The sequence below is a fragment of the Brevibacillus sp. JB24b genome, assembly GCF_051713385.1.
GTDB classification, from domain to species: Bacteria; Bacillota; Bacilli; order Brevibacillales; family Brevibacillaceae; genus Brevibacillus_B; species Brevibacillus_B laterosporus.
Window position 1 is genome coordinate 999,919 of record NZ_JBNVQV010000001.1, and the last position, 21,277, is coordinate 1,021,195.

Below are 21,277 nucleotides of genomic sequence, written 5' to 3' on the forward strand. Positions count from 1 at the left end.
AGGAAAGACCAACTCACAACTATGATGAAAAGCTGATATGTAACGGACTCTCCTTGGTTACGTGATTACCCAGTTTCCTTTTTTCTTTTAGGTCTACCTGTGGTAAGATGAAAGGTAATGAATTAACAGAAAGGGGTCGGACGTACATGAGCCATTTTGTGCTGATTGATGGGAATAGTATCGCCAACCGTGCCTTTTATGCGTTGCCGCTACTGTCCACCTCACAAGGACTTCACACGAATGCAGTACTTGGTTTTACGACCATGTTGCTAAAAGTAATAGATGAAATGAAACCGACTCATATTCTAGTAGCTTTTGATGCAGGTAAAGTGGTATTTCGCCACTCTGAATATACAGAGTACAAGGGAGGACGCGCTAAGACGCCCTCTGAATTATCCGAGCAATTTCCATTAATTCGCGAGTTATTAGACGCGTTTTCGATAAAAAGATTTGAATTAGAAGGCTATGAAGCTGATGATATCATTGGAACGCTAACATTGCGTGCGGAAGATGAACAGATAAAAACAACTGTAATCACCGGGGATAAAGATATGCTACAGCTGGTGTCTCCTCATGTATCTACAGCTATTACTCGAAAAGGTATAAGTGAAATCGAGCTATATTCTACAGAAGAAATCTTTGAAAAATATGGTTTAAAGCCTGAACAGATCATTGACTTGAAAGGGTTAATGGGTGATAGCTCCGACAATATTCCAGGTGTTCCAGGGGTAGGAGAGAAAACGGCACTTAAATTATTGCACCAATTTGGTTCTGTTGAAGAGGTTCTATCTAACATTGATCAGGTGTCTGGCAAAAAATTGCAGGAAAATCTACGCAACAATGTAGAGCAAGCAAAAATGAGTAAATCACTAGCAACCATTATGCGAGATACTCCGGTTGCCATGAGTATTGCTGATTCACAATACACAGGATACCAGCCTGATGAGCTAATTGAGTTCTTCAAAAAGATGGAATTTAAATCGCTACTGTCTAAGGTAAAAGGTGGTAGCAGCATTGCTGATAGCTATGGACAAGGTAGCGCAGAAGCGGCTGAAGGCTCTACAGCGAACCCTTCATTATCAGATAAGCCTTTTACTTATACCATGGTCGAAGAAGCTAATCTGGCCGATTATGAGCCTCTATTGAGATCTCCAATGAGCTTGGTGGTAGAGATGGACGGAGAGAACTATCATTATGCGCCAATTGTTGGATTTGGCTTAGCTACAGAAGAACAAGCTTTATTCATTCCTTATGAAACGGCTAAAAGCTGGACAGCCTTTACAGAATGGTTACAAGATGCTTCAAAACAAAAATGGGTCTTCGATGGAAAGCGTGAAACGGTAGGTCTTTGCTGGCATGAAATGGATATAAAGGGAATTGATTTTGATTTATTCCTTGCTTCCTATTTAATTAATGCAAGCGAGAGCAATCCTACTCTGTCAGATGCTACTGCCAAATTCTCGTCTGTAAAGGTAGCATCTGATGAGGATATCTATGGTAAAGGGGCAAAGCGAAGCCTGCCGTCCATGGAACTCATTAGTGAACACGTAGCACGTAAGGCGCAGGCTTTGTGGCAAAGCGTCCTTCAAGCAAAAGAAGAGCTAACGACTAACCAATTAACAGAGCTTTACACAAATATTGAGCAACCCCTTAGTCTCGTACTTGCCGATATGGAAGAGATCGGTGTTCTGGTTAATCGGGAGCAGCTGCATCAGATGGGCGAAGAGCTAGATAGACAATTAGAGGCTTTGACTGAAAAAATTTATGAGCAAGCGGGTACTACGTTTAACATAAATTCTCCGAAGCAACTAGGTGAGATACTGTTTGAACGCATGGGAATTCCACCTGAGAAGAAAACCAAAACAGGTTATTCTACCAGCGCAGATGTACTAGAGAAGCTGGCTCAAAGATATCCGATCGTTATAGATATTCTTACGTATCGTCAATTAGGCAAGCTACGTTCTACGTATATTGAAGGGCTATTAAAAGAGATTCATGGCAAAACGGGTAGAGTGCATACGCGCTTTAATCAAGCCACAACTGCTACCGGACGGCTTAGCAGCACGGAGCCGAACCTCCAAAACATCCCGATCCGTTTGGAAGAGGGGCGTAAAATCAGAAAAGCATTTGTGCCAACAAACGAAAACTGCTATATTCTCGCTGCTGATTATTCACAGATCGAGCTGCGAATTTTAGCGCATATTTCGAAGGATCCAAACCTGATTGACGCTTTCGTAAATAACATGGACATTCATACTCGCACAGCGATGGATGTATTCGGAGTAAGTGAAGACGAAGTAACCTCCATGATGCGTCGTCAAGCGAAGGCTGTTAACTTTGGAATTGTTTACGGAATTAGTGATTTTGGTTTATCGCAGAATTTAAATATATCGCGTAAGGAAGCGGCAGAATTTATAGCCCGCTATTTTGATGTTTTTTCAGGTGTTCAGAATTACATGGAAGAGATTAAGCATCAGGCAAAAAAGGATGGTTACGTGACGACACTACTGCACCGCCGTCGTTATCTACCGGATATTGCAAGTAAAAACTTTAATCTACGTTCTTTTGCAGAGCGTACCGCTATGAACACTCCTATTCAAGGAACGGCTGCTGATATTATTAAACTTGCGATGATCCGGATGCAAGAGGCCCTTGCCGAGAATCAGCTAAAAAGTCGCATGCTTCTTCAGGTACACGATGAATTGGTGTTTGAAGTCCCAGAGGATGAATTAGAAACGATGCAAAAGCTGGTAGCTAACGTAATGGAGAACGCTCTTCAACTGGACGTTCCACTTAGAGTAGATGTAAATTATGGGGAAACCTGGTATGACGCCAAGTAGGAGGGACATCTGATGCCAGAACTACCAGAGGTAGAAACCGTCGTTCGCACACTGAGAACACTGGTGTTGGACAAGACGATTGAACGGGTGAGTGTATTATTGCCACGGATTATTCGGCGTCCTGCCGATGTGGAACAATTTAAATCGGTTTTGATTGGACAAACCATTCATGCTGTTGAACGGCGAGCCAAATTTATTAAATTTATTCTCGATCAGGATGTGTTGATTTCACATTTGCGTATGGAAGGAAGATATGGAGTTTATCAAGCCTCCGAAGAGATCGAAAAGCATACGCATGTGATTTTTCATTTCACGGATGGAACGGAGCTACGCTATCGGGATGTGCGTCAATTTGGTACGATGGATGTTATTCCATTAGGTAAGGAACAAGAGGTGGAGCCACTTAAAAAGCTGGGACCCGAGCCTTTAGATGAAGCCTTTACGCCTACTTTACTTACAAGCATGTTAAAACGTAAGACTACTAAAATCAAACCGTTGTTATTAAATCAGGAATTTATGGTGGGCTTGGGGAATATCTATGTGGACGAGGCTCTTTTCCGAGCTAATATACATCCAGAGCGGATAGCAAATACATTGACTGATGATCAAATAGAGAATTTGTATAAAAGTATTGTACAGACCCTACAAGAAGCGATTGATGCTGGGGGTAGCTCCATTAAATCCTATGTAAATGGACAAGGTGAAATGGGGATGTTCCAACAAGTATTAAAGGTTTACGGGAAAAAAGGAGAGTTGTGTCCGAGTTGCTCCACAGAAATTGTTAAAATTGTTGTAGGAGGACGCGGAACGCACTTTTGCCCATCTTGTCAAAAATAGGCCGCTTATCGGGAAGGAGGAGATAGCGTGATTTTGGGTCTAACAGGAGGAATTGCGAGCGGAAAAAGCACTGTTGCAGCCATGTTGCGTGAACGGGGAGTCACCGTTATCGACGCGGATCTTATTGCCCGAGAAGTGGTAGAGGTGGGCAAGCCCGCTTATAAAGGCATCGTCAAGCACTTTGGCACTAGTGTTTTGGATGAGACGGGTGCTTTAGATCGTGCGGTACTAGGGGAAATTATCTTTAGCGATAGAGAAAAACGAATGATTTTAAATGAAATCGTTCATCCAGAAGTACGCAAAGAGATGCGTCTACAAGCTACTCTAGCACAAGAACGTGGGGAGCGGCTTGTCTTTATGGACATTCCGCTATTGTATGAGAGCAAGCTTACCTATATGGTAGACAGAGTTGTGGTTGTTTACGTACCGGAATCCGTACAGTTTACACGATTAATGGAACGTGATGAATTTGACGAGGAACAGGCGACAAAGCGCTTGCGTGCTCAGATGAATATTGAAGAAAAGCGTAAAATAGCTCATTATGTAATCGACAACCAAGGGAGCCGCTCAGACACTCAGAAGCAGGTTGATGATTTGGTGACTAGCTTGCTTTCGGAGATAATCCCATGAAAACGCTACGCTCTGCTATTCTCTTGTTTTCCGTTTTTATTATCATCTATCTGTTACTAAACTCCTCCTTTGTTTGGAAATTGATGTACCCGATCAAATATGAGGAACAAATAAAATTAGTTAGTAAGAAATATGAAGTAAATCCATACCTTGTGCTTGCGGTTATTCGATCTGAATCGAAATTTAAGCCGGACCTGGTTTCGAAAAAAGGAGCAGTCGGTTTAATGCAATTGATGCCAAACACAGCAGAGTGGATACAGTCTCAGGGCAAGCTGGAAATGTTGTATCCTGCTGATTTAGAACATCCTGCAACTAACATTAATTTAGGAACCTGGTACCTAGCTTATTTGTTACAAATGTTTAAAGGTAATGAAGTAGTTGCATTAGCTGCTTATAACGCAGGGCAAGGGAATGTGAAAAATTGGATACAAAATAAGCGGTGGGAAGGGACACGTGAAACGATCTCAGATATCCCGTTTGGGGAGACACGCCACTATGTCCAACGTGTTTTGTATTATGAAGATCGATATAAAGAAGTGTACAAGAATAGCTTTCCTAATCTTGCTCCCTGATGGTAATCGGTCAGGGAGCTGTTTTATTATGGAACCGAGTAGTTGGGAAGGGTATTTCGATTTGCTAAAGAAAAGAAGCTTCGCGTACAGATCAAGAAGGAAGAAAGACTACTAAAAAGCTTGCAGCCTTTGGATAGAGAGCTTTTTGACACATTATCAGCTACTGAAAAAAAGAATCTAGCTAAACAACCTGCAGATTTTTTCTCGGCATTGCACCAAATAAATGTAACAGAGCTTCAAATAAATAATGATAATCCAGTAGAGAGGCTATTTGGTCGTAGTCATAACCTTCCTTTTTGGCTAGCTCATTTAGCTGATGTTGAAAAACTTATTTATCCCCTTTTACACTGTAATATCTCCTTTTCACTTCCATCCACTCTCATCCAAAAGCCTGCCCAGCCTGTCACAGACTCCGTTTGAATAAATCCTGTTAATTGTATGCGCTTACCTCGATATTTGTGTGGCTGAAACATCTGCATCATCGTGCCAAATCCTTCTGGATGAGGTTGTTTAGAACGAGGATAGCCTGAACATGTACCGTGGTGAATGATGTTATAATCCACCCCCATCTCATAGGCCCCGGGATTGGGGTAGTATTTTGATCAATTCTCTGGTGTTTGCTTTTACTGATTAGTGATTTCATTCTTTTTTAGAGTAGCTTATTATCGTTACCTGGACAGATAAAATAACCAACTGCCCAAATTTGTTGTTTTTAAGTAAAACACATTGTCAAATATGACATACTTAATATATTATTAATAGTGATTAGAGTAACTTATTTCAGGGAGGGGCAACATAAAATGACAATTAAAATCGGGATAAATGGGTTTGGACGTATTGGGCGCATGGTTTTTCGCAAAGCGATCCAAGATCCATCCATCGAGGTTGTGGCTATTAACGCTAGCTATCCTCCCGAAACTCTGGGTCATTTATTAAAATATGATTCCGTTCATGGGACCTTAGCTCATGACGTTACTGTAGATGGTAATCGCATTGTCATTAATGGAAAAAACACTCTGGTATTATCCGATCGTGATCCTTTGAACCTGCCATGGGGAAAGCTTGGAGTGGAGGTGGTTGTGGAAGCAACCGGAAAATTCACAGATCGTAAAGGTGCTGAGAAGCATATAAAAAGTGGTGCCAAAAAAGTAGTTATTACTGCACCAGGCAAAGACGAGGATGCGACTATTGTAATGGGTGTCAATGAAGATCAATACGATCATGAACAACACCATATTGTTTCAAATGCATCCTGCACGACCAATTGTCTAGCGCCTGTAGCTAAAGTGTTGCATGAGGCCTTTCAGATCCAATCCGGGCTTATGACTACCATTCATTCCTATACGAATGATCAGGTGAATCTAGATAATCCACATAAGGATTTACGCCGTGCACGTGCTTGTGCCCAATCCATCATTCCAACAACAACTGGAGCAGCGAGAGCGGTAGGTAAAGTATTGCCAGAACTAAATGGTAAACTAAATGGTTTTGCTTTACGTGTGCCCACACCAAATGTTTCCGTGGTCGATTTGGTGGTACAAATCTCTAAAAATGTCACTACACAAGAGGTCAATCGGGTATTGCGCGAAGCAAGCGAAGGGGCTTTAAAAGGCTATCTAGGCTATACAGATGCACCTCTTGTTTCTACTGATTTTAATGGCAATGAAAATTCCTCAATCATCGATGGCCTGTCTACCATGGTGATGAGTGATAAGCACGTGAAAGTTATTGCTTGGTACGATAATGAGTGGGGGTATTCCTGCCGTGTGCTTGATTTGGTAAAGCATGTGTCAGAGCATGTAAATCAATCGAAACGTATTTTGACAGGTAGTACACACGGATAATCTTTGGCTTCATTTGGCATTTTAATTCTGAAAAATAATTGTTATTTGAATTTAGAAAAAAGCTGATTTCATAAGTGCTGAAATCAGCTTTTTCATGTCCTTTCCCAAAAATCTTGCATAATCATTCTGGTGATTGATTTTGCAGAATTTAATTTGTCCTTATATTGTAAAATATTGTTATAATTTATATGGTTGGCAATGTAATGTACAAGAAAGGGAGGATGGATTAGATGAATAGGTTAACATTACGTAAGTGGATAGCCACCAGTAGTGGATGTGTGCTGGCTGCTGGTGTGTTATTGGCTCCATTTGAGATTTCTGGAAGCGCTTCTGTATTGTATGCACAGGAGAAGAAAGGATCTTATGGCAAGTTATTAACACAAAAAGAAGTGGAAGAACGTGTGCAACAATGGATTACCATTCCTGCGGAGTACAAAATCAGAAATTCTCGATTTGAAAAAGATGACGAGCTGACAAACTCACCATACTGGTCGATAAGCTGGGAGACAAGTGATAAAAAAAGCGACAAATTCATTTATACAACAGTAGATGCTCAAACAGGAGAACTAATTAGATTTCATAAATATGAACGCAACAATAAACCAGCTAAAAAGACAGTTAGTGAGAAAGAAGCAGAAAAAACGGCAGGGGCTTTTATTGAAAAGGTGGCTAAAGCGAAAAAAGACTCTTTGAGTAAAGCAAATGAAATTGTCCCATTGACAAACAACAAAAGTTTCACATTTGTCTATACACGTATGTCTGATGGAATTCCATTCATTGAAAATGGAGTAACGATTAAAATTGATGCTAATGGTGAAATCACGTCCTATGAACTTACGTGGGATGACGGAAAAATTCCTTCTTCCAAGTCATCTATTTCCATAGAACAAGCAGAGAAAAAACTAAAGAGTCTACTAGACCCACAGGTACGATACATGGAATTGGACAGGTATCAAAGCAGGAAGAGCGGACACATAACGTATACTCCTGTTTATAAATATGGTAACAATAGTGCCAGGTTCTTAGATGCAAATAGCGGAGAGGCGATTAGTCCAAATGGTGCTAAAGCGGAAGCTAGAAATAAAATAACTCCATTAGGCGATCAAATCACTTATGAAAAAAATCAAGCACCTTCAAAAATCAGCAAAGAGCAAGCAGAAAAAATTGCTATCGAATGGGGGAAAAAACTAGCTAACGGTTGGATATTAAATGGTTCGAGTGGGGGTGGCTCCAGTGTAGACTCTACTGGTGCTAAAATACAGGACTGGGGATTCAGGTTCATTTCTACTGATCAAAGTGATGAGATTAGAATTAAAATAAATGACAACGGTCAATTGATTAATTATTCAAAACGGAATAGTTCACGTGGAAATAGCAGAAATTCTCAAGAGTCAGAGAAAAGAGCAGTTGATAAACAAGCAGCAGAAAAGGTTGCTATCGAACTGATCAAAAGCATCTATCCTGATCATACTGGGCAGCTTTATTTAAGAACAGATGAAGGGCATTTTGGTATAAGCGACGAGGATCGAGCTTACTCGTTCACATTTGGTTATTTATATAAAGGTATCCCAATTGATGACCTAGGGATTGAGGTTGAAGTAGATAAATATCATAACGAAGTAAGTTCTATTTGGCTAAATCGGGAAGAGAATGGTGCACCTTGGCGAAACGGTGATGCTTTCGAAGAGAATACGTTATCCAAGGAAGAAGCGATAGAGAAAGAGATCAAAGAGAAAAAACTAATGCTTACGTATTATAAAGCTCCTTTCTATATTGCAAAGGTAGAGGCATCCGAGAAGGAGTCAACTGAAGAGATTCCTATACAGCTCGTCTATCGTTATGTAGGGGAGGAAAAACATGTAAACGGAGTAACTGGAGAATTAGTAGAACCATGGGGATTTAGTAGAGATGAATCGGCTAGTGATATCGAGGGACACAAAAGTGAGGAAGCCTTGCAAGATATGCTAAATAGAGGTTTATTCATCTTGGAAGATGGAAAGCTAGAGCCAGATAAAGAAGTTTCTAGAGCTCAATTTGTGGGATGGATGCTTGGAATATCAAATGAGTTGGTTCGGGCGCATATGTTAGATGATGATGATGAGAAGCCCTATACTTACTCGGATGTACCTACAACCCATCCATATTACAGTGCTATTTCCCAGGCCTCTCAACTTAAAATCATTCCACCCACAGCTCGCTTTGAGCCTGATCGTGCCATTACACGTAATGAAGCGCTAGAAATTTTCATGAAAGCATTACGATTTGGACCGCTACTATCCAAGCCTGATGTCTTTCAATCCCCTTATCCAGACGTAACAGCAGAACAAGTACCTGCTTATACGCTAGCGTATGCGTTAGGTTATCTGAAAGCACCAAAAGGAACAAATGTAGGGCCAAATAAAATCATAACGCGCGCAGAAGCGGCAGAGCTAATGTATCAGTTTTATCAGCAAAACCAACGATAATTGATCTAAGTCAAACAAAACAAAACTCCCTCTCATTATCAATTAGGAGGGAGTTTTGCTGATTGTAAAATTAACTAGATGATTTAAAATTCCGGTGCAATATGCTTAGATTCCATAAAAGTAAATAATGTTTCATCTTCAAATTGCGTAATAAATAATTTTAAATTATATTTCAAATTAACTTCGTACGGGGTAAGCAAGTCATTGCCACGCCCATCCCGCAAAATGCGTATCGTTGGACGATGGCAGCATTCTGGATCTACTTTACAGACTACGCCGCTTTCTCCGTTATTAAGTACGACGCCGCTACCCAGTGGAAAGACAGCGATATGCTTGCGAAAGGCATCCACCAAGTGATGTTGGAACAAATAGCCACCTGAACCAAGCAGGTATTCAAGGGCATCTTGTGGCATATAGCGTTTTCTCCAAGGTCTAGGGGTAGTTAAAGAATCGTACACGTCACAAATGGCTACGATTTGAGCATACTCATGGAATTTGTCACCCTGCAGTTGTTGCGGATAGCCACTTCCATCCATCCGTTCATGATGCTGAAAAGCAACGTGAGCAGACAATAACGAAATATCGTGTTGTTTTCGAATGATATCAAATCCAAGACGCGTATGCTCTTTGGCCTGCTCCATTTCAGCTTCGTTCCAACGGTCGCTCTTGTCCAACAATTCTTTTGGCAAAGCTGTTTTTCCGATGTCGTGTAACAGGGCCCCGATCCCCAAATCACGTAATTGGGTCGTGTTGTAGCCAAGTGACATGCCAACAGCTGTAGCCATGACGGCGACGTTAACGCTGTGATGATACATTGCTCCCGAGTGAGAGGAGATGTTAGCTAGATGAATCATGACATCTTTTGCACCAGATAGATCATTTAAAATCTTATGAAAGACCTGCTGGAAATGCATACCCATATCTTTGACAGAGACCCGACGAGCAACTTTATTGGTATTACGCAGTTGTTGCACGGTTTTATGTATGACTTCCAAAGCATCTTGCCTTGTCTCTGGTCGTATAACATCTTCTACCTCAATATCTGATGTGTGCGGGTCATCAATATAGACGGAATCAATTCCCATGCGTTGTAGACCACTTACCAATCTTTCACTCAGCTGCATACCTGCCCCAAGCAGGACTTTTCCATCATCTGTAAAAACGGTCCTTCCCAATTTCATCCCAGGTTGAACATGTCGCAACGAGACTAGGCGCATGCAAGAACCCTCCCTTGCTGTTAGATACTATCTCATTTTAAAAAAATTATGGACAAATGGGAATAGGATATTCGCTTTTCCCTTGACTAACCTTACTGGATATGGGACTCTAAAGAAAAACTTCAATAATTTACACGCAAATTTATAAAATCAAGTCTTTCTTTTTTAGAATGATGTTGATCTAACTGAGTAATCATTTTGGAGATGATGGCTAATGCGTTGCCCATTTTGTGAATTCAATGGGACAAGGGTATTGGATTCCCGCCCATTTAATAACAACAAATCAATCAGACGCCGTCGAGAGTGCGAAGACTGCGGCAGAAGATTCACTACATTTGAAATGGTGGAAGAAACACCACTGTTAATTATTAAAAAGGATGGAACAAGAGAAGAGTATAGCCGTGATAAAATTTTACGTGGGTTGATTCGTGCTTGCGAAAAGCGGCCTGTGACATTGGAGATATTAGAGAATATTGTAAATGAAATCGAACGAGAACTACGTAGCCAGGGAAAAGCTGAGGTTCCTAGTAAAGAAGTAGGAGAAATGGTCATGGAGCGCCTCTACCATGTGGATGAGGTAGCTTATGTTCGTTTTGCTTCCGTTTATCGTCAATTTAAAGATATTAACGTATTTATGCGAGAATTGGAAGAGCTTTTAGAACAAGCGCGGAATCAGCCGCCTAAAATGAATAAACCAGAATAAAAAGCATTTTTTTCTCTAAGCTTCCAAACCTCTCCTACGTAACACGACAGAAGAAATGATATAATAGAGAAACTATGAACGTAAGGAAGGGTTTTGGTCGATGCGTGTCATGTGGAACGAACTTGCGCCCAACGATCGCTATTTAGTGAGATTCATAAGGCCGCTGAGTATGATAGAGATGGGATTCGTTACCCATCTTTATTTGCCCTTACTAGGGGTATCATCCTATTCGTTGTATCAATTATTAATGCACGAGGTGGATGAAAAGAGTGGAGCAGCAAGCGAAGGGACGCACCGGAGTCTGATGATGATGACATCCTTGCCGTTGGATCGCCTATTGCAAGCCAGAGAACGTCTAGAAGCGATGGATTTATTAAAGGTCCGTCGTCGTGAGAATCGCGAACATGACTTTTTTTATGAGTATATCGTCTTGCCACCGCTAACTCCCGCTCAATTTTTTCAGGAAGATATCCTTCCTGTTATGTTGCTCAATCAAGTTGGAAAAGTCAAATACGAACAGCTTCGTCGTACCTATGCTGACCAGCTATGGAGTAATCTAGCGGAGGAGTATCCGTATGAAGAAGATGTAACCAAGCGTTTTTATGAGGTATATCACAACTTGTCAGCCTCTGAGCTGGAAATACGTCCTGGATCGGAAACAGATCGATTTTTTGCTCACATGCAAGAAAAGCACCCTACAGCCTCTCTGGCTAATCATTATGAAGCGGAGCCAGATAAACAGTTGGATTTATCCTTTTTACGAGCTAGCCTACCTAGTCATGTACAAGCCTCTAAGGTAGTAACGCAGGAAACCATTCCGTTTTTTTATCAGTTACTCTCTTTTTATCAAGTGGACAGCTATTTATTAAGTCAAGAGCTACGGGATTGGAATCTTTTTGATTCAAAAGGAGCTCTGAGCACAGAACTATTGCGTAAACGACTACGCGAGCGATATGTAGATAACCAGCTGACGCGTGAGCGACGTTCATTAGCTGATGGCTATTTGGAACATCTCTGCCCTGGGAAAATACCAGCTCCGGGAACGGAAGTCTTTCTACGAGTCTGTCGAGAGCTTTCACCGCTGATCATATTAGAACAAGCGGTGGGAGGTAGAATTTCACGTGCGTATTTAGAACGGGCGGAGAGCTTGGTCTTCGGAGATTCAATGCCGGCAGAGGTCGTAAATGCTTTGTTGTTATACGCGATGCGTGAAACGAAAATGGAACTACCAAAAGCTTACGTAGAAACCATTCGAGATAGCTGGAAAGCTAAAGCGATTTCCACCGTGGAGGAAGCAGTGAGGGTCATTTTAGAGCGGGCAGAAGCCAAGAATCAGGCTATGGAGAATCAAACTGCTCAATCTCCAGTGGGGTCGTCTAAAGGTGGATTATCCTCTAACCGGGGGCGGCGCAGTAATTCGCGAGCATTGCTGCAGGATAAGCTACCTGCTGCTGTACAGCGACAGCTGGATCGTGAGGAAGCAGAGGCAGTTGATACTGATCGGAAAAAACGCGTTAAACAAGTGAAAAAAACCATTATGGATGATCCAGAGCTGAAAGAATTGTACGAATCACTACGACAGCCGAAGAAGGGGGACGAACATTAGATGGAACCTTTGCGTCAGTTTATGGAGGAGTTGGCGAAACGAACTCCACGTCATATTTTAAGTCCAGATGAACAATTGGATAAAATGATGCGTTCGTCTCTCTATCTAAAATCCTTTCAGCAGAAGCATCCTGAATTAACTAGGGAAGATTTGTTTCGCTCTCTTTCAGCAGTGTATGAATCGGTGAAGGAGCACTATTATTGTGAGAATTGTCCTGGGCTGTCTGAATGTCCTAATTTGGTAAAGGGGCATACGAATAAGCTGCAGGTGCAAAACAAACACATTGTGTCCGCTCTAAGTCCCTGTGAAAAGCAATTAGCTTACGATGAGACACTTCGTACACGTAAAATGATGCGAAGCTACTATGTGTCTGAAGAAACACTTCAAGCTAGCTTTCATCATATGGATATGGATGATTCCAATAAAGAAGCGATTCGTCAGGCGATGCGTTTCTGTCGAGAAATGAAAGGCGATAAGAAGCAAGCAGCACGAGGCCTGTATGTTCACGGGGGCTTTGGGGTTGGCAAGAGCTATCTGATGGCTGCTATCGCACGTGAACTATCGGAGAGTAACATTTCTTCCTTAATGGTCTATGTCCCAGACTTCATTAGAGAGTTGAAAGAATCCCTCTCCGATCAATCCTATGTTGGTAAACTGGAACTACTAAAAGAGATTCCTGTGTTGATCCTAGATGATCTAGGAGCGGAGAATGTAACTCCATGGATTCGTGATGAAGTGATTGGGGTCATTTTAAATCAGCGAATTAACAATCATCTACCAACTTTATTTGCTTCTAACTATTCTCTCGAAGAATTGGAAGAGCATTTTGCCATCAGTAATGGTTCACGTATCGAAGTAACGAAGGCGCGCCGAATTCTGGAACGGATTCGTCATTATGTAGAGGTTGTAGAGATTGAAGGAATGAACCGTAGAAAAAGATAGCCTATGCCGGGGTAAGTGCCTAGGAGCATATTGTTTGGCAGGCAGCCCAAGTATTGGACATGCAGATAAGTCCTTTACTTGGGTTCTTTTGTCTGGATTAGGGTCATTTTATGGAAATGTTTTAGTGATTGGTAGCCTAGTTGTCTTGTCAAAAATGTCCTTTTGAAAAAGACATACAAAGCTTATATAGAAAACGGGACGAGATAAAATAAAAAAGACAAATGTATTCCTTAGAAATACATACCAAGAATGATATTTGATTATTCAGAAAACAGATTAGTGGAGTGAAACGCTTGCTATCAAAGGGTTGTAGTGACTGATTACTGCGAATTAACTGATGATACTGAAAAATATTGTGTTTGGTGTGTGGACATTATGGGGATCATGTGGTACTTTTAAAACTAGAATAGGAAGATGATTACGCGGTTAAAACAACATCATTATGTACGTACAGTGAGGACATTTGTTTTCTCTGGGAAGAGTGGTAATCCTGTCTTCCTTACCAAATGTAATGGTAGTATCGTATTTATGAAAAGATAAAAAACCAAGATACCTATGGAGGGATAAAAGGATGTCCAGCAGAGGGTTGCAAGAGTTTTTACAAGGAAATTTAGCAGAACTTAAAAGCAAGGGCCTATATAACGTTATTGATCCTTTGGAGAGTGCCAACGGGCCTGTTATTACCATTAAAGGCAAAAAACTGGTTAACCTTTCTTCCAACAACTATCTGGGTTTGGCAACAGATGAACGCTTGAAGGAAGCAGCATACCAAGCGATTGCAAAGTATGGTGTTGGAGCAGGTGCTGTTCGTACAATTAACGGGACATTGGATATCCATATTACTTTAGAAAACACATTAGCAGAATTTAAACATACCGAGGCGGCTATTGCTTACCAGTCTGGGTTTAACTGTAATATGGCTGCCATTTCAGCCGTGATGGATAAAAATGATGCAATCCTATCAGATGAATTAAACCATGCATCCATTATCGATGGATGCCGTCTATCTAAAGCCAAAACGATCCGTTATAACCATTCTGACATGGATGATCTTCGTCAAAAAGCAAAAGAGGCGAAGGAATCTGGTCTGTACAATAAAATCATGGTGATTACAGATGGTGTTTTCTCTATGGATGGAGATATTGCCAAGCTACCAGAAATTGTAGAGATTGCTGAGGAATTCGATTTAATCACGTATGTGGATGATGCTCATGGATCTGGCGTTCTTGGTAAAGGGGCGGGAACCGTTAAGCATTTTGGCTTATCTGACAAGGTAGACTTCCAGATCGGAACGCTGTCAAAAGCGATTGGGGTAGTAGGTGGTTATGTAGCTGGTAAACAAGAGCTAATTGATTGGCTTAAAGTACGTAGTAGACCTTTCCTATTCTCCACTGCACTTACACCAGGAGATGTCGCAGCGATTACCAAAGCAATTAACATTTTGACAGAAAGCACCGAATTACATGATCGCCTCTGGGAGAATGGTAATTACCTGAAAAGGGGTTTGAAAGAGCTCGGTTTTAATATCGGAGAGAGCGAGACTCCAATCACACCTTGCATTATTGGGGATGAAATAAAAACACAGGAATTTAGTAAGCGATTGTATGAAGAAGGCGTTTATGCAAAAGCTATCGTATTCCCAACGGTTGCTAAAGGAACGGGACGTGTCCGCAATATGCCAACTGCGGCGCATACGAAAGAAATGTTAGATCAAGCGTTGGCCACTTACAAAAAAGTAGGTAAGGAAATGGGAATCATTTAATCCTACTGAGCAAAAGGAACAACAGGACGAAAGGGGTCAACCCATATGAAAAGAATAATGGTAACAGGAGCGCTTGGACAAATTGGCTCCGAATTGGTCACAAAATTACGGAGTGTATACGGAACAGAATCCGTGATTGCCACTGATATTCGCCAGGTTGAGGGGCAAGAGGGGCCATTTGAGATTTTAGATGTAACAGATGCAAAGGCTATGCACGATATTGCTACAAAGTACAAGGTGGATACCATTATGCATTTGGCAGCTCTGTTGTCTGCGACAGCGGAAGCAAAGCCATTGCTCGCTTGGAATTTAAACATGGGCGGACTGGTGAATGCACTAGAAGTAGCAAGAGAACTTAATTGCCAATTTTTTACACCAAGTTCAATCGGTGCATTCGGGCCAACAACACCAAAAGATAATACACCTCAGGACACAATTCAGCGTCCTGTTACCATGTATGGGGTGAATAAGGTTTCTGGAGAATTGTTGTGTGATTACTACTACCAAAAATTCGGAGTAGATACACGCGGTGTACGCTTCCCAGGGCTGATTTCCTACGTAACACCTCCAGGTGGGGGAACAACCGACTATGCTGTAGAAATTTATTATGAGGCAATTAAAAATGGACGTTACACCTCATACATTCAAAAAGGTACCTATATGGATATGATGTACATGCCAGATGCACTCAACGCTATTATTAATTTGATGGAAGCAGATGCGTCTACATTACAACACCGTAACGCCTTTAACGTCACAGCAATGAGCTTTGAGCCAGAGCAAATTGCACAGGAGATCAAGAAGCATATTCCGACATTTGAGATGAATTACCAAGTTGATCCAATTAGACAAGGTATTGCAGACAGTTGGCCAAATTCAATTGATGCCACAGCGGCTAAAGTGGAGTGGGGCTTTAAGGCGGAATATAATTTAGAAAAAATGACAACTGATATGCTGGCTAAGCTTCGGGATAAATTGCAAGTAGCAGCTGGCATCTAAGCGATAGTAGCTAGAGCTGGAATAGCTGAACAGCAGATATAGTGTGATCGTCTATTGTGTGGATGAAAGAAAGCAGGGGAGATAATCCTCTGCTTTTTTTATATTTTCATGTAGAACGAGAAAAAAGTAGCTATGCATATAAGCTTACAGGGTACGTTCACAAGAGTTTGTATAAAAAATAGTAGCGAACGTGCATTGTGAAAAGCATAGATGATCATTATGATAATCACTATCATACAGAAGCTTTTTCGGCAAATCGTAATTGTATGGGAGAGGGTAAGGATTATGATAAGGTCACGTTGGAACATGGCTGCTTGGGTGGCTGTTTTGCTTGTCGTGATGTACCTTGTAGCTGGGTGCGGAAAACAACCACAGGAAGCAGTTACACAGACTCAGAAGAGTGTGGAGAATAGACAGCAAAGTGAGAGTCAGGCCAATGACAAGGAAACAACGAAGCAATCACAAACACGTGTGGTTAAGGACGAGTTTGGAGAAGTGGAGATTCCGATCCATCCTGAACGAATAGCCGGCATTTATTTGGAAGATCCTTTAGTCGCATTAGGAATTACTCCAATTGTGCAATGGTACCATCCAGCATGGGGTAAGCAGGATTATCTCGGATTAGATGTACCAACATTCGATATAACGGGCAGTATAGAAGCTTTAATTGAAGCTAATCCTGATTTAATCATTGTTGATGGAGGAGTAGATGCGACCAAATATGAAGCATACTCCAAGGTAGCTCCTACTTATCGAGTACCAGATTCCATTAATAAAAATGCTGTAGAAACATTGAAAAGAGTAGCAGATATAGTAGGCATGCCTGAAAAGGCCGAAAGTGTATTGAAAGAGTACCAGAAACAAGTTACTGATGCTAAAGAGAAGCTGAGTTCGTCAGTAGGCAGGGAGACAGTAGCGGTTATTCGTTTAAATGTTGGTGAGAAGCCATCATTGGCTCTTTTTGGACTCCAAAACGCTTATACAAGAATGATCTATGAAGATTTAGGATTAGAGCCATATGAGCCTGTGAAAAAGATTGTAACTCACGAAATTATGTCATTAGAGAAGATACCAGAGTTTACTGCTGATCATATTATTATATTCCCATCCAATGGTACATGGACATCCCAGGAGAATAAACAAGCTTTTGCATTACTGGATAACCCATTATGGAAGGCTTTGCCCGCGGTTAAGAATGGGCATGTGTATCAATTGGAAAGAACACATTGGCAATCTGGGTCAATTAAAGCTAATACGATGAAGATTAATGACGTACTAAAAATATTTTCTACTAAAACCAAATAGCAGGTCTATCTGCGCTAAAGAAGAGAGGCTTCAGCTTATGTTGAAGAACTTTCTTTTTTGTTTTATAATATTTTAAATGAGAATTATTATCAATGGAGTGGTATGATGAGCCAGGTAGCAAGCTTGATAAGTAGTCCAAGTGCCCTCTTTCTCTTAGTAGATATCCAATATTGCACGCTCCCTACTGGTCATCACCAGAAAGATAATGACACAAGCAATTATAGCTTGATTGTTGTGACTGATGGGAAGGGAAAGCTGAAAATAGAAGAAGAGCACTTTCAGATGGATCGGGAAAGCTGCTTCTTAATTGGACCAGAGCAATCTCTGTTCATTCAAGCTGTAGAGCCGTCTCTATGTTTCTATCAATTAACTTTCAATAAGCTGTCTATTCAAGCTACAGCTTCTCTTTTAACACAGAAGAAGGAGGAGAGAAGTGATTCATTTCCTTTCCTTGGAGCTGTAACTTGCTCTCCTTTTTCCAAATGTCTTGATTTGGTGGAAGCGATATATTGTCATCGAAATGATGCTGATGACATGGAAAGATTTTATAACCACGTACGTTTTGAGGAATTACTCCGTTTCGTTTTTCAACAAAATACTTCTCAGAGTCATTTGGACATACGCCGTGCGGTGGAGCGCTCTGTTGAACATGTGCGAAAACATTATAATGAACCGATGACAGTGGATCAACTGGCGGCTGATGCTAACGTCGCTCGTTATAAATATACGCGTATTTTTAAGGAAATGACGGGGCATATTCCACTTGATTTTGTAAATAAATTGCGGATAGACAGAGCTAAACAATTACTTAGTAGGACGGACGATCGGATTCATGAAATAGCAGAGCAGGTTGGATTCAACAATGAATTCTATTTTAATCGTCGTTTTAAACAAATGGTTGGTGTAGCCCCAGGACAATACCGGGATAATCAGCGTAGCGACCTTCGGATCGTATCATTGTTTTTGGAGGATTATTTACTGGCATTAGGTGTAACTCCGATTGTACAGTGGTCGCATGGGGGATGGGGGAAGCTGGATTATCTTGGTTTACAGCATATCCCGACGCATGATGTCCTGACAGAGGACATTCATCAATTATCCCACTACAACCCAGACTTTATTATGGTCAGACAAGGGGGTCAAGGCTTAGCAGGTATCTACGATCAATGTCGGCAGATTGCACGTACTAGTGTCATTCATCACCCTGTGGATGATTGGCGTTCCACATTGCGTACCGTGGCGGATATGCTAGGGCGGACCAATATAGCAGAGCAAGTAATTATGCAGTATGAGAATAAAGTCGCAAAGGCTAAAGAAGTATTGTCTCGATCTGTAAAAGGACAGACATTTGCTTTCCTGCGGGTATCAGCCAATTATATTAGTATAGATTACCTTTACACGGGTCCTGTATTATATCGAGATTTGGGGATGAAACCACATCCACTCGTTAGCCAATTAAGAGGAGTATCTGAGAGAAGATGCTTGTCATGGGAAGACCTTTCTGAGTTGGACGCAGATCATCTATTCTACACATTTGACAAATGGCATGATGAAGGTGAAGATGCAGAAAAAAAGCAACTATATCATCCCACTTGGCAATCCATTCCGGCTGTTCAGAAAAACCGTGTGTATGAGGTGGATTTCATGACATGGATGAGCCATGGAGTTATTGCCAATAGCAGGAAGATTGATGATGTGATGAGGGTGCTTGCTTATTAATTTTACATGGATACTAAACACCGGAAGTGATGGAGGAGATGCATCTTGGATTCTTCTATACAGATCGTAAAGAAATCACAGGTATTTTTATGGGAGGATGGCGTATCTTCTATCACGTTTACGGCTGAAACACCGACTTTACTTACTACTCTAGGGCAGATTCAAATCGTAATCGGCACAACCCTTTATCAACTATCAAAGGGAAACGTCATGTTCTTACGTCCGAATGATGCAATAACAGTGGAGTATAATGAGGATACTGCTCCTCTGGTTTATCAAGTTGGTTTTGAGTATTATGAGCTTGTCGAATATACGGAAGAAAATATACGATATGGCAAGAATCATGATCATTTGCCTCCAAGCGGCTGGATGACTGAATTTCTTCCTTAGGTACGTGTACAACAAGAAGTGCTAAATCCAAGCAATCATCTGTATATTTCAGAGGCATCCCTGCCGGAATATGCTGCTGATCATATGTTTGTTGTGGTGTGTGAAGGCAATGGTTCTTACCAAGAGATGAAGAAACAAGTGTCTAGCAGCGCGGGGTGGAGCAATCTACCTGCCGTTCGACGAGATCGAATTTATCCTCTTAGACTAGAAGAGTTTTGGTGCTGTGATGGTCTTTTACTGGAGAGACAGTTGGATAAACAAGTAGATTTGTTGGTTTCAGGTAACAAATTCTAACATTTATCCATACCCAAATGATAACTTTTTGAAATAGACGGCTTTACGCTTACTTGTTATGATGAACATGGAAGTTAATGATAATGATTATCATTTGTTTAAAGCTAAAACCAAGCCTATTTCAAAGAGGAGTAGAAAAAGATGTGGATGGTAAGAAGAAAGCTATGGATAGGGACCATGCTTGCTTTGCTCATGATAGTATTGACCGCTTGCACCCATGCAAATCGAGAAACGAATCAGAATGAAGCACAGCCTCTACTGACAGCAAATGAAAATGGAAAACAAAAGCAACCCACTAGGGTGATTACAACCATTAAAGGGGATATTACGATACCAGCGGAGCCAAAACGGGTGATAGCTCAGGGTTATTTGGGTACTTTTCTTGCGTTTAATGTGAAACCAGTTGGCGCTCCCAAGTGGGATATCGATTCTCCACACGTTAAGCATCTTACTGCGGGAATTGAAGATATTGGCCAAATCGAATTGGGTAGTGTAGAAAAAATACTAGCACTAAATCCTGATCTTATCGTCACCTTATCTGATGATCCTGTTATGTATGAGCAGTTAAGTAAAATAGCACCCACAGTTGTTTACCCCTATAATACCTTTAATGATGCACGGGACGAAATAAAAACGTTTGGAGAGCTCCTTGGAAAGCAAAAGGAAGCCGAAGCTTGGATTGCCGAGTTTAATGAAACAGTAAAGGCCGCTAAGGAAAAAATTAAAGGGATTGTTGCTAAGAATGAGACCGTTTCTGTTATGGGGGAGTTTAACAAAGAAATATATGTCTATTCCTTTGGGATATGGCGTGGAGTTCAAGCTATATACAAACATCTGGAATTAACTCCTCCCCCGCGAGTTCAGAAGCTAATTGATGCAAAAGAGGATTTTAAAGTAATCTCATTTGAAACGATTCCTGAGTTTGCCGGGGATTATATATTTTTGGAATCAGGAAAAAACGGACAATTCCAGAGAAATGGTTCATTTTGGAACTCGTTAGAAGCAGTAAAGAACAACCGTGTCTTTGATTTAGATACAGACTATTTTTGGCCGTATGATCCGATTGCGATTAAAGCTCAAGTAGAAAAAGTTGCAGAGTTACTTGAGAAATCTCACAAAAAATAATTCGATAAATGCTAAGAGACATTGCTC

Annotated in this window: 18 protein-coding genes; 17 read left to right on the top strand and 1 reads right to left on the bottom strand. The window is 41.1% G+C overall.

Annotated features, from left to right (window positions below):
• Positions 1–146 precede the first annotated feature (146 nt).
• From polA to ACQV1I_RS05320, 7 genes are all read left to right on the top strand, one after another.
• On the top strand, positions 147–2,840 hold the full coding sequence (polA, locus tag ACQV1I_RS05290; protein ID WP_116333005.1) for a DNA polymerase I: 2,694 nt from the start codon (positions 147–149) through the stop codon (positions 2,838–2,840).
• Between the two features lie 12 nt (positions 2,841–2,852).
• On the top strand, positions 2,853–3,677 hold the full coding sequence (gene mutM, locus ACQV1I_RS05295) for a DNA-formamidopyrimidine glycosylase (RefSeq protein ID WP_116333007.1): 825 nt from the start codon (positions 2,853–2,855) through the stop codon (positions 3,675–3,677).
• Positions 3,678–3,704: 27 nt separating this feature from the next.
• Positions 3,705–4,307, top strand: a complete 603-nt coding sequence (gene coaE / locus ACQV1I_RS05300) for a dephospho-CoA kinase (RefSeq protein WP_018671432.1) — start codon at positions 3,705–3,707, stop codon at positions 4,305–4,307.
• Entirely contained in the window at positions 4,304–4,879 is a 576-nt protein-coding gene (locus ACQV1I_RS05305) for a lytic transglycosylase domain-containing protein (RefSeq protein WP_018671431.1), read from the top strand. Before coaE ends, ACQV1I_RS05305 begins: the two co-directional genes overlap by 4 nt.
• A 42-nt stretch (positions 4,880–4,921) precedes the next feature.
• A complete protein-coding gene (locus ACQV1I_RS05310; RefSeq protein ID WP_147304242.1) occupies positions 4,922–5,299 on the top strand; it encodes a hypothetical protein in 378 nt (125 codons plus the stop codon).
• Positions 5,300–5,679: 380 nt separating this feature from the next.
• Positions 5,680–6,723, top strand: a complete 1,044-nt coding sequence (locus ACQV1I_RS05315; RefSeq protein ID WP_116333009.1) for a glyceraldehyde-3-phosphate dehydrogenase — start codon at positions 5,680–5,682, stop codon at positions 6,721–6,723.
• Between the two features lie 230 nt (positions 6,724–6,953).
• On the top strand, positions 6,954–9,188 hold the full coding sequence (locus ACQV1I_RS05320) for a YcdB/YcdC domain-containing protein (protein ID WP_116333011.1): 2,235 nt from the start codon (positions 6,954–6,956) through the stop codon (positions 9,186–9,188).
• Positions 9,189–9,271: 83 nt separating this feature from the next.
• Here the strand turns inward: ACQV1I_RS05320 and ACQV1I_RS05325 are convergent, their stop codons facing one another.
• On the bottom strand, positions 9,272–10,405 hold the full coding sequence (locus tag ACQV1I_RS05325) for an HD-GYP domain-containing protein (RefSeq protein ID WP_116333013.1): 1,134 nt from the start codon (positions 10,403–10,405) through the stop codon (positions 9,272–9,274).
• 214 nt (positions 10,406–10,619) lie between these two features.
• Here ACQV1I_RS05325 and nrdR point away from each other — a divergent pair, with 214 nt between their 5' ends.
• The 10 genes from nrdR to ACQV1I_RS05375 all read left to right on the top strand — a co-directional run bounded on the left by nrdR (position 10,620) and on the right by ACQV1I_RS05375 (position 21,250).
• Positions 10,620–11,108: a transcriptional regulator NrdR gene (gene nrdR, locus ACQV1I_RS05330; protein WP_026315139.1), complete on the top strand. Its 489-nt coding sequence runs from the start codon at positions 10,620–10,622 to the stop codon at positions 11,106–11,108.
• Positions 11,109–11,208: 100 nt separating this feature from the next.
• The gene (locus ACQV1I_RS05335) at positions 11,209–12,714 is read left to right on the top strand and encodes a DnaD domain protein (protein ID WP_116333015.1); all 1,506 of its coding nucleotides are present in this window, start codon (positions 11,209–11,211) and stop codon (positions 12,712–12,714) included.
• On the top strand, positions 12,715–13,656 hold the full coding sequence (gene dnaI / locus ACQV1I_RS05340) for a primosomal protein DnaI (RefSeq protein WP_104149489.1): 942 nt from the start codon (positions 12,715–12,717) through the stop codon (positions 13,654–13,656).
• A gap of 571 nt (positions 13,657–14,227) precedes the next feature.
• On the top strand, positions 14,228–15,418 hold the full coding sequence (locus ACQV1I_RS05345) for a glycine C-acetyltransferase (protein ID WP_116333016.1): 1,191 nt from the start codon (positions 14,228–14,230) through the stop codon (positions 15,416–15,418).
• A 45-nt stretch (positions 15,419–15,463) separates the two neighbouring features.
• Positions 15,464–16,417: an L-threonine 3-dehydrogenase gene (locus tag ACQV1I_RS05350; RefSeq protein ID WP_116333018.1), complete on the top strand. Its 954-nt coding sequence runs from the start codon at positions 15,464–15,466 to the stop codon at positions 16,415–16,417.
• Positions 16,418–16,702: 285 nt separating this feature from the next.
• A complete protein-coding gene (locus tag ACQV1I_RS05355) occupies positions 16,703–17,722 on the top strand; it encodes an ABC transporter substrate-binding protein (RefSeq protein ID WP_116333020.1) in 1,020 nt (339 codons plus the stop codon).
• Between the two features lie 105 nt (positions 17,723–17,827).
• On the top strand, positions 17,828–19,441 hold the full coding sequence (locus tag ACQV1I_RS05360) for an AraC family transcriptional regulator (RefSeq protein WP_116333022.1): 1,614 nt from the start codon (positions 17,828–17,830) through the stop codon (positions 19,439–19,441).
• 45 nt (positions 19,442–19,486) lie between these two features.
• The gene (locus tag ACQV1I_RS05365) at positions 19,487–19,831 is read left to right on the top strand and encodes a hypothetical protein (RefSeq protein ID WP_116333024.1); all 345 of its coding nucleotides are present in this window, start codon (positions 19,487–19,489) and stop codon (positions 19,829–19,831) included.
• A gap of 18 nt (positions 19,832–19,849) precedes the next feature.
• Positions 19,850–20,125 (top strand): hypothetical protein, encoded by a 276-nt coding sequence (locus ACQV1I_RS05370; protein ID WP_147304243.1) that lies wholly within the window; start codon positions 19,850–19,852, stop codon positions 20,123–20,125.
• A 141-nt stretch (positions 20,126–20,266) separates the two neighbouring features.
• On the top strand, positions 20,267–21,250 hold the full coding sequence (locus ACQV1I_RS05375) for an ABC transporter substrate-binding protein (protein WP_116333026.1): 984 nt from the start codon (positions 20,267–20,269) through the stop codon (positions 21,248–21,250).
• Positions 21,251–21,277 lie beyond the last annotated feature (27 nt).

Bases quoted from the DNA above. Each gene is read 5' to 3' on its own strand.
- polA (WP_116333005.1), top strand. From the start codon at position 147: ATGAGCCATTTTGTGCTGATTGATGGGAATAGTATCGCCAACCGTGCC.
- mutM (WP_116333007.1), top strand. From the start codon at position 2,853: ATGCCAGAACTACCAGAGGTAGAAACCGTCGTTCGCACACTGAGAACA.
- ACQV1I_RS05305 (WP_018671431.1), top strand. From the start codon at position 4,304: ATGAAAACGCTACGCTCTGCTATTCTCTTGTTTTCCGTTTTTATTATC.
- ACQV1I_RS05315 (WP_116333009.1), top strand. From the start codon at position 5,680: ATGACAATTAAAATCGGGATAAATGGGTTTGGACGTATTGGGCGCATG.
- ACQV1I_RS05320 (WP_116333011.1), top strand. From the start codon at position 6,954: ATGAATAGGTTAACATTACGTAAGTGGATAGCCACCAGTAGTGGATGT.
- ACQV1I_RS05325 (WP_116333013.1), bottom strand. From the start codon at position 10,405: ATGCGCCTAGTCTCGTTGCGACATGTTCAACCTGGGATGAAATTGGGA.
- nrdR (WP_026315139.1), top strand. From the start codon at position 10,620: ATGCGTTGCCCATTTTGTGAATTCAATGGGACAAGGGTATTGGATTCC.
- ACQV1I_RS05335 (WP_116333015.1), top strand. From the start codon at position 11,209: ATGCGTGTCATGTGGAACGAACTTGCGCCCAACGATCGCTATTTAGTG.
- dnaI (WP_104149489.1), top strand. From the start codon at position 12,715: ATGGAACCTTTGCGTCAGTTTATGGAGGAGTTGGCGAAACGAACTCCA.
- ACQV1I_RS05345 (WP_116333016.1), top strand. From the start codon at position 14,228: ATGTCCAGCAGAGGGTTGCAAGAGTTTTTACAAGGAAATTTAGCAGAA.
- ACQV1I_RS05350 (WP_116333018.1), top strand. From the start codon at position 15,464: ATGAAAAGAATAATGGTAACAGGAGCGCTTGGACAAATTGGCTCCGAA.
- ACQV1I_RS05355 (WP_116333020.1), top strand. From the start codon at position 16,703: ATGATAAGGTCACGTTGGAACATGGCTGCTTGGGTGGCTGTTTTGCTT.
- ACQV1I_RS05360 (WP_116333022.1), top strand. From the start codon at position 17,828: ATGAGCCAGGTAGCAAGCTTGATAAGTAGTCCAAGTGCCCTCTTTCTC.
- ACQV1I_RS05375 (WP_116333026.1), top strand. From the start codon at position 20,267: ATGTGGATGGTAAGAAGAAAGCTATGGATAGGGACCATGCTTGCTTTG.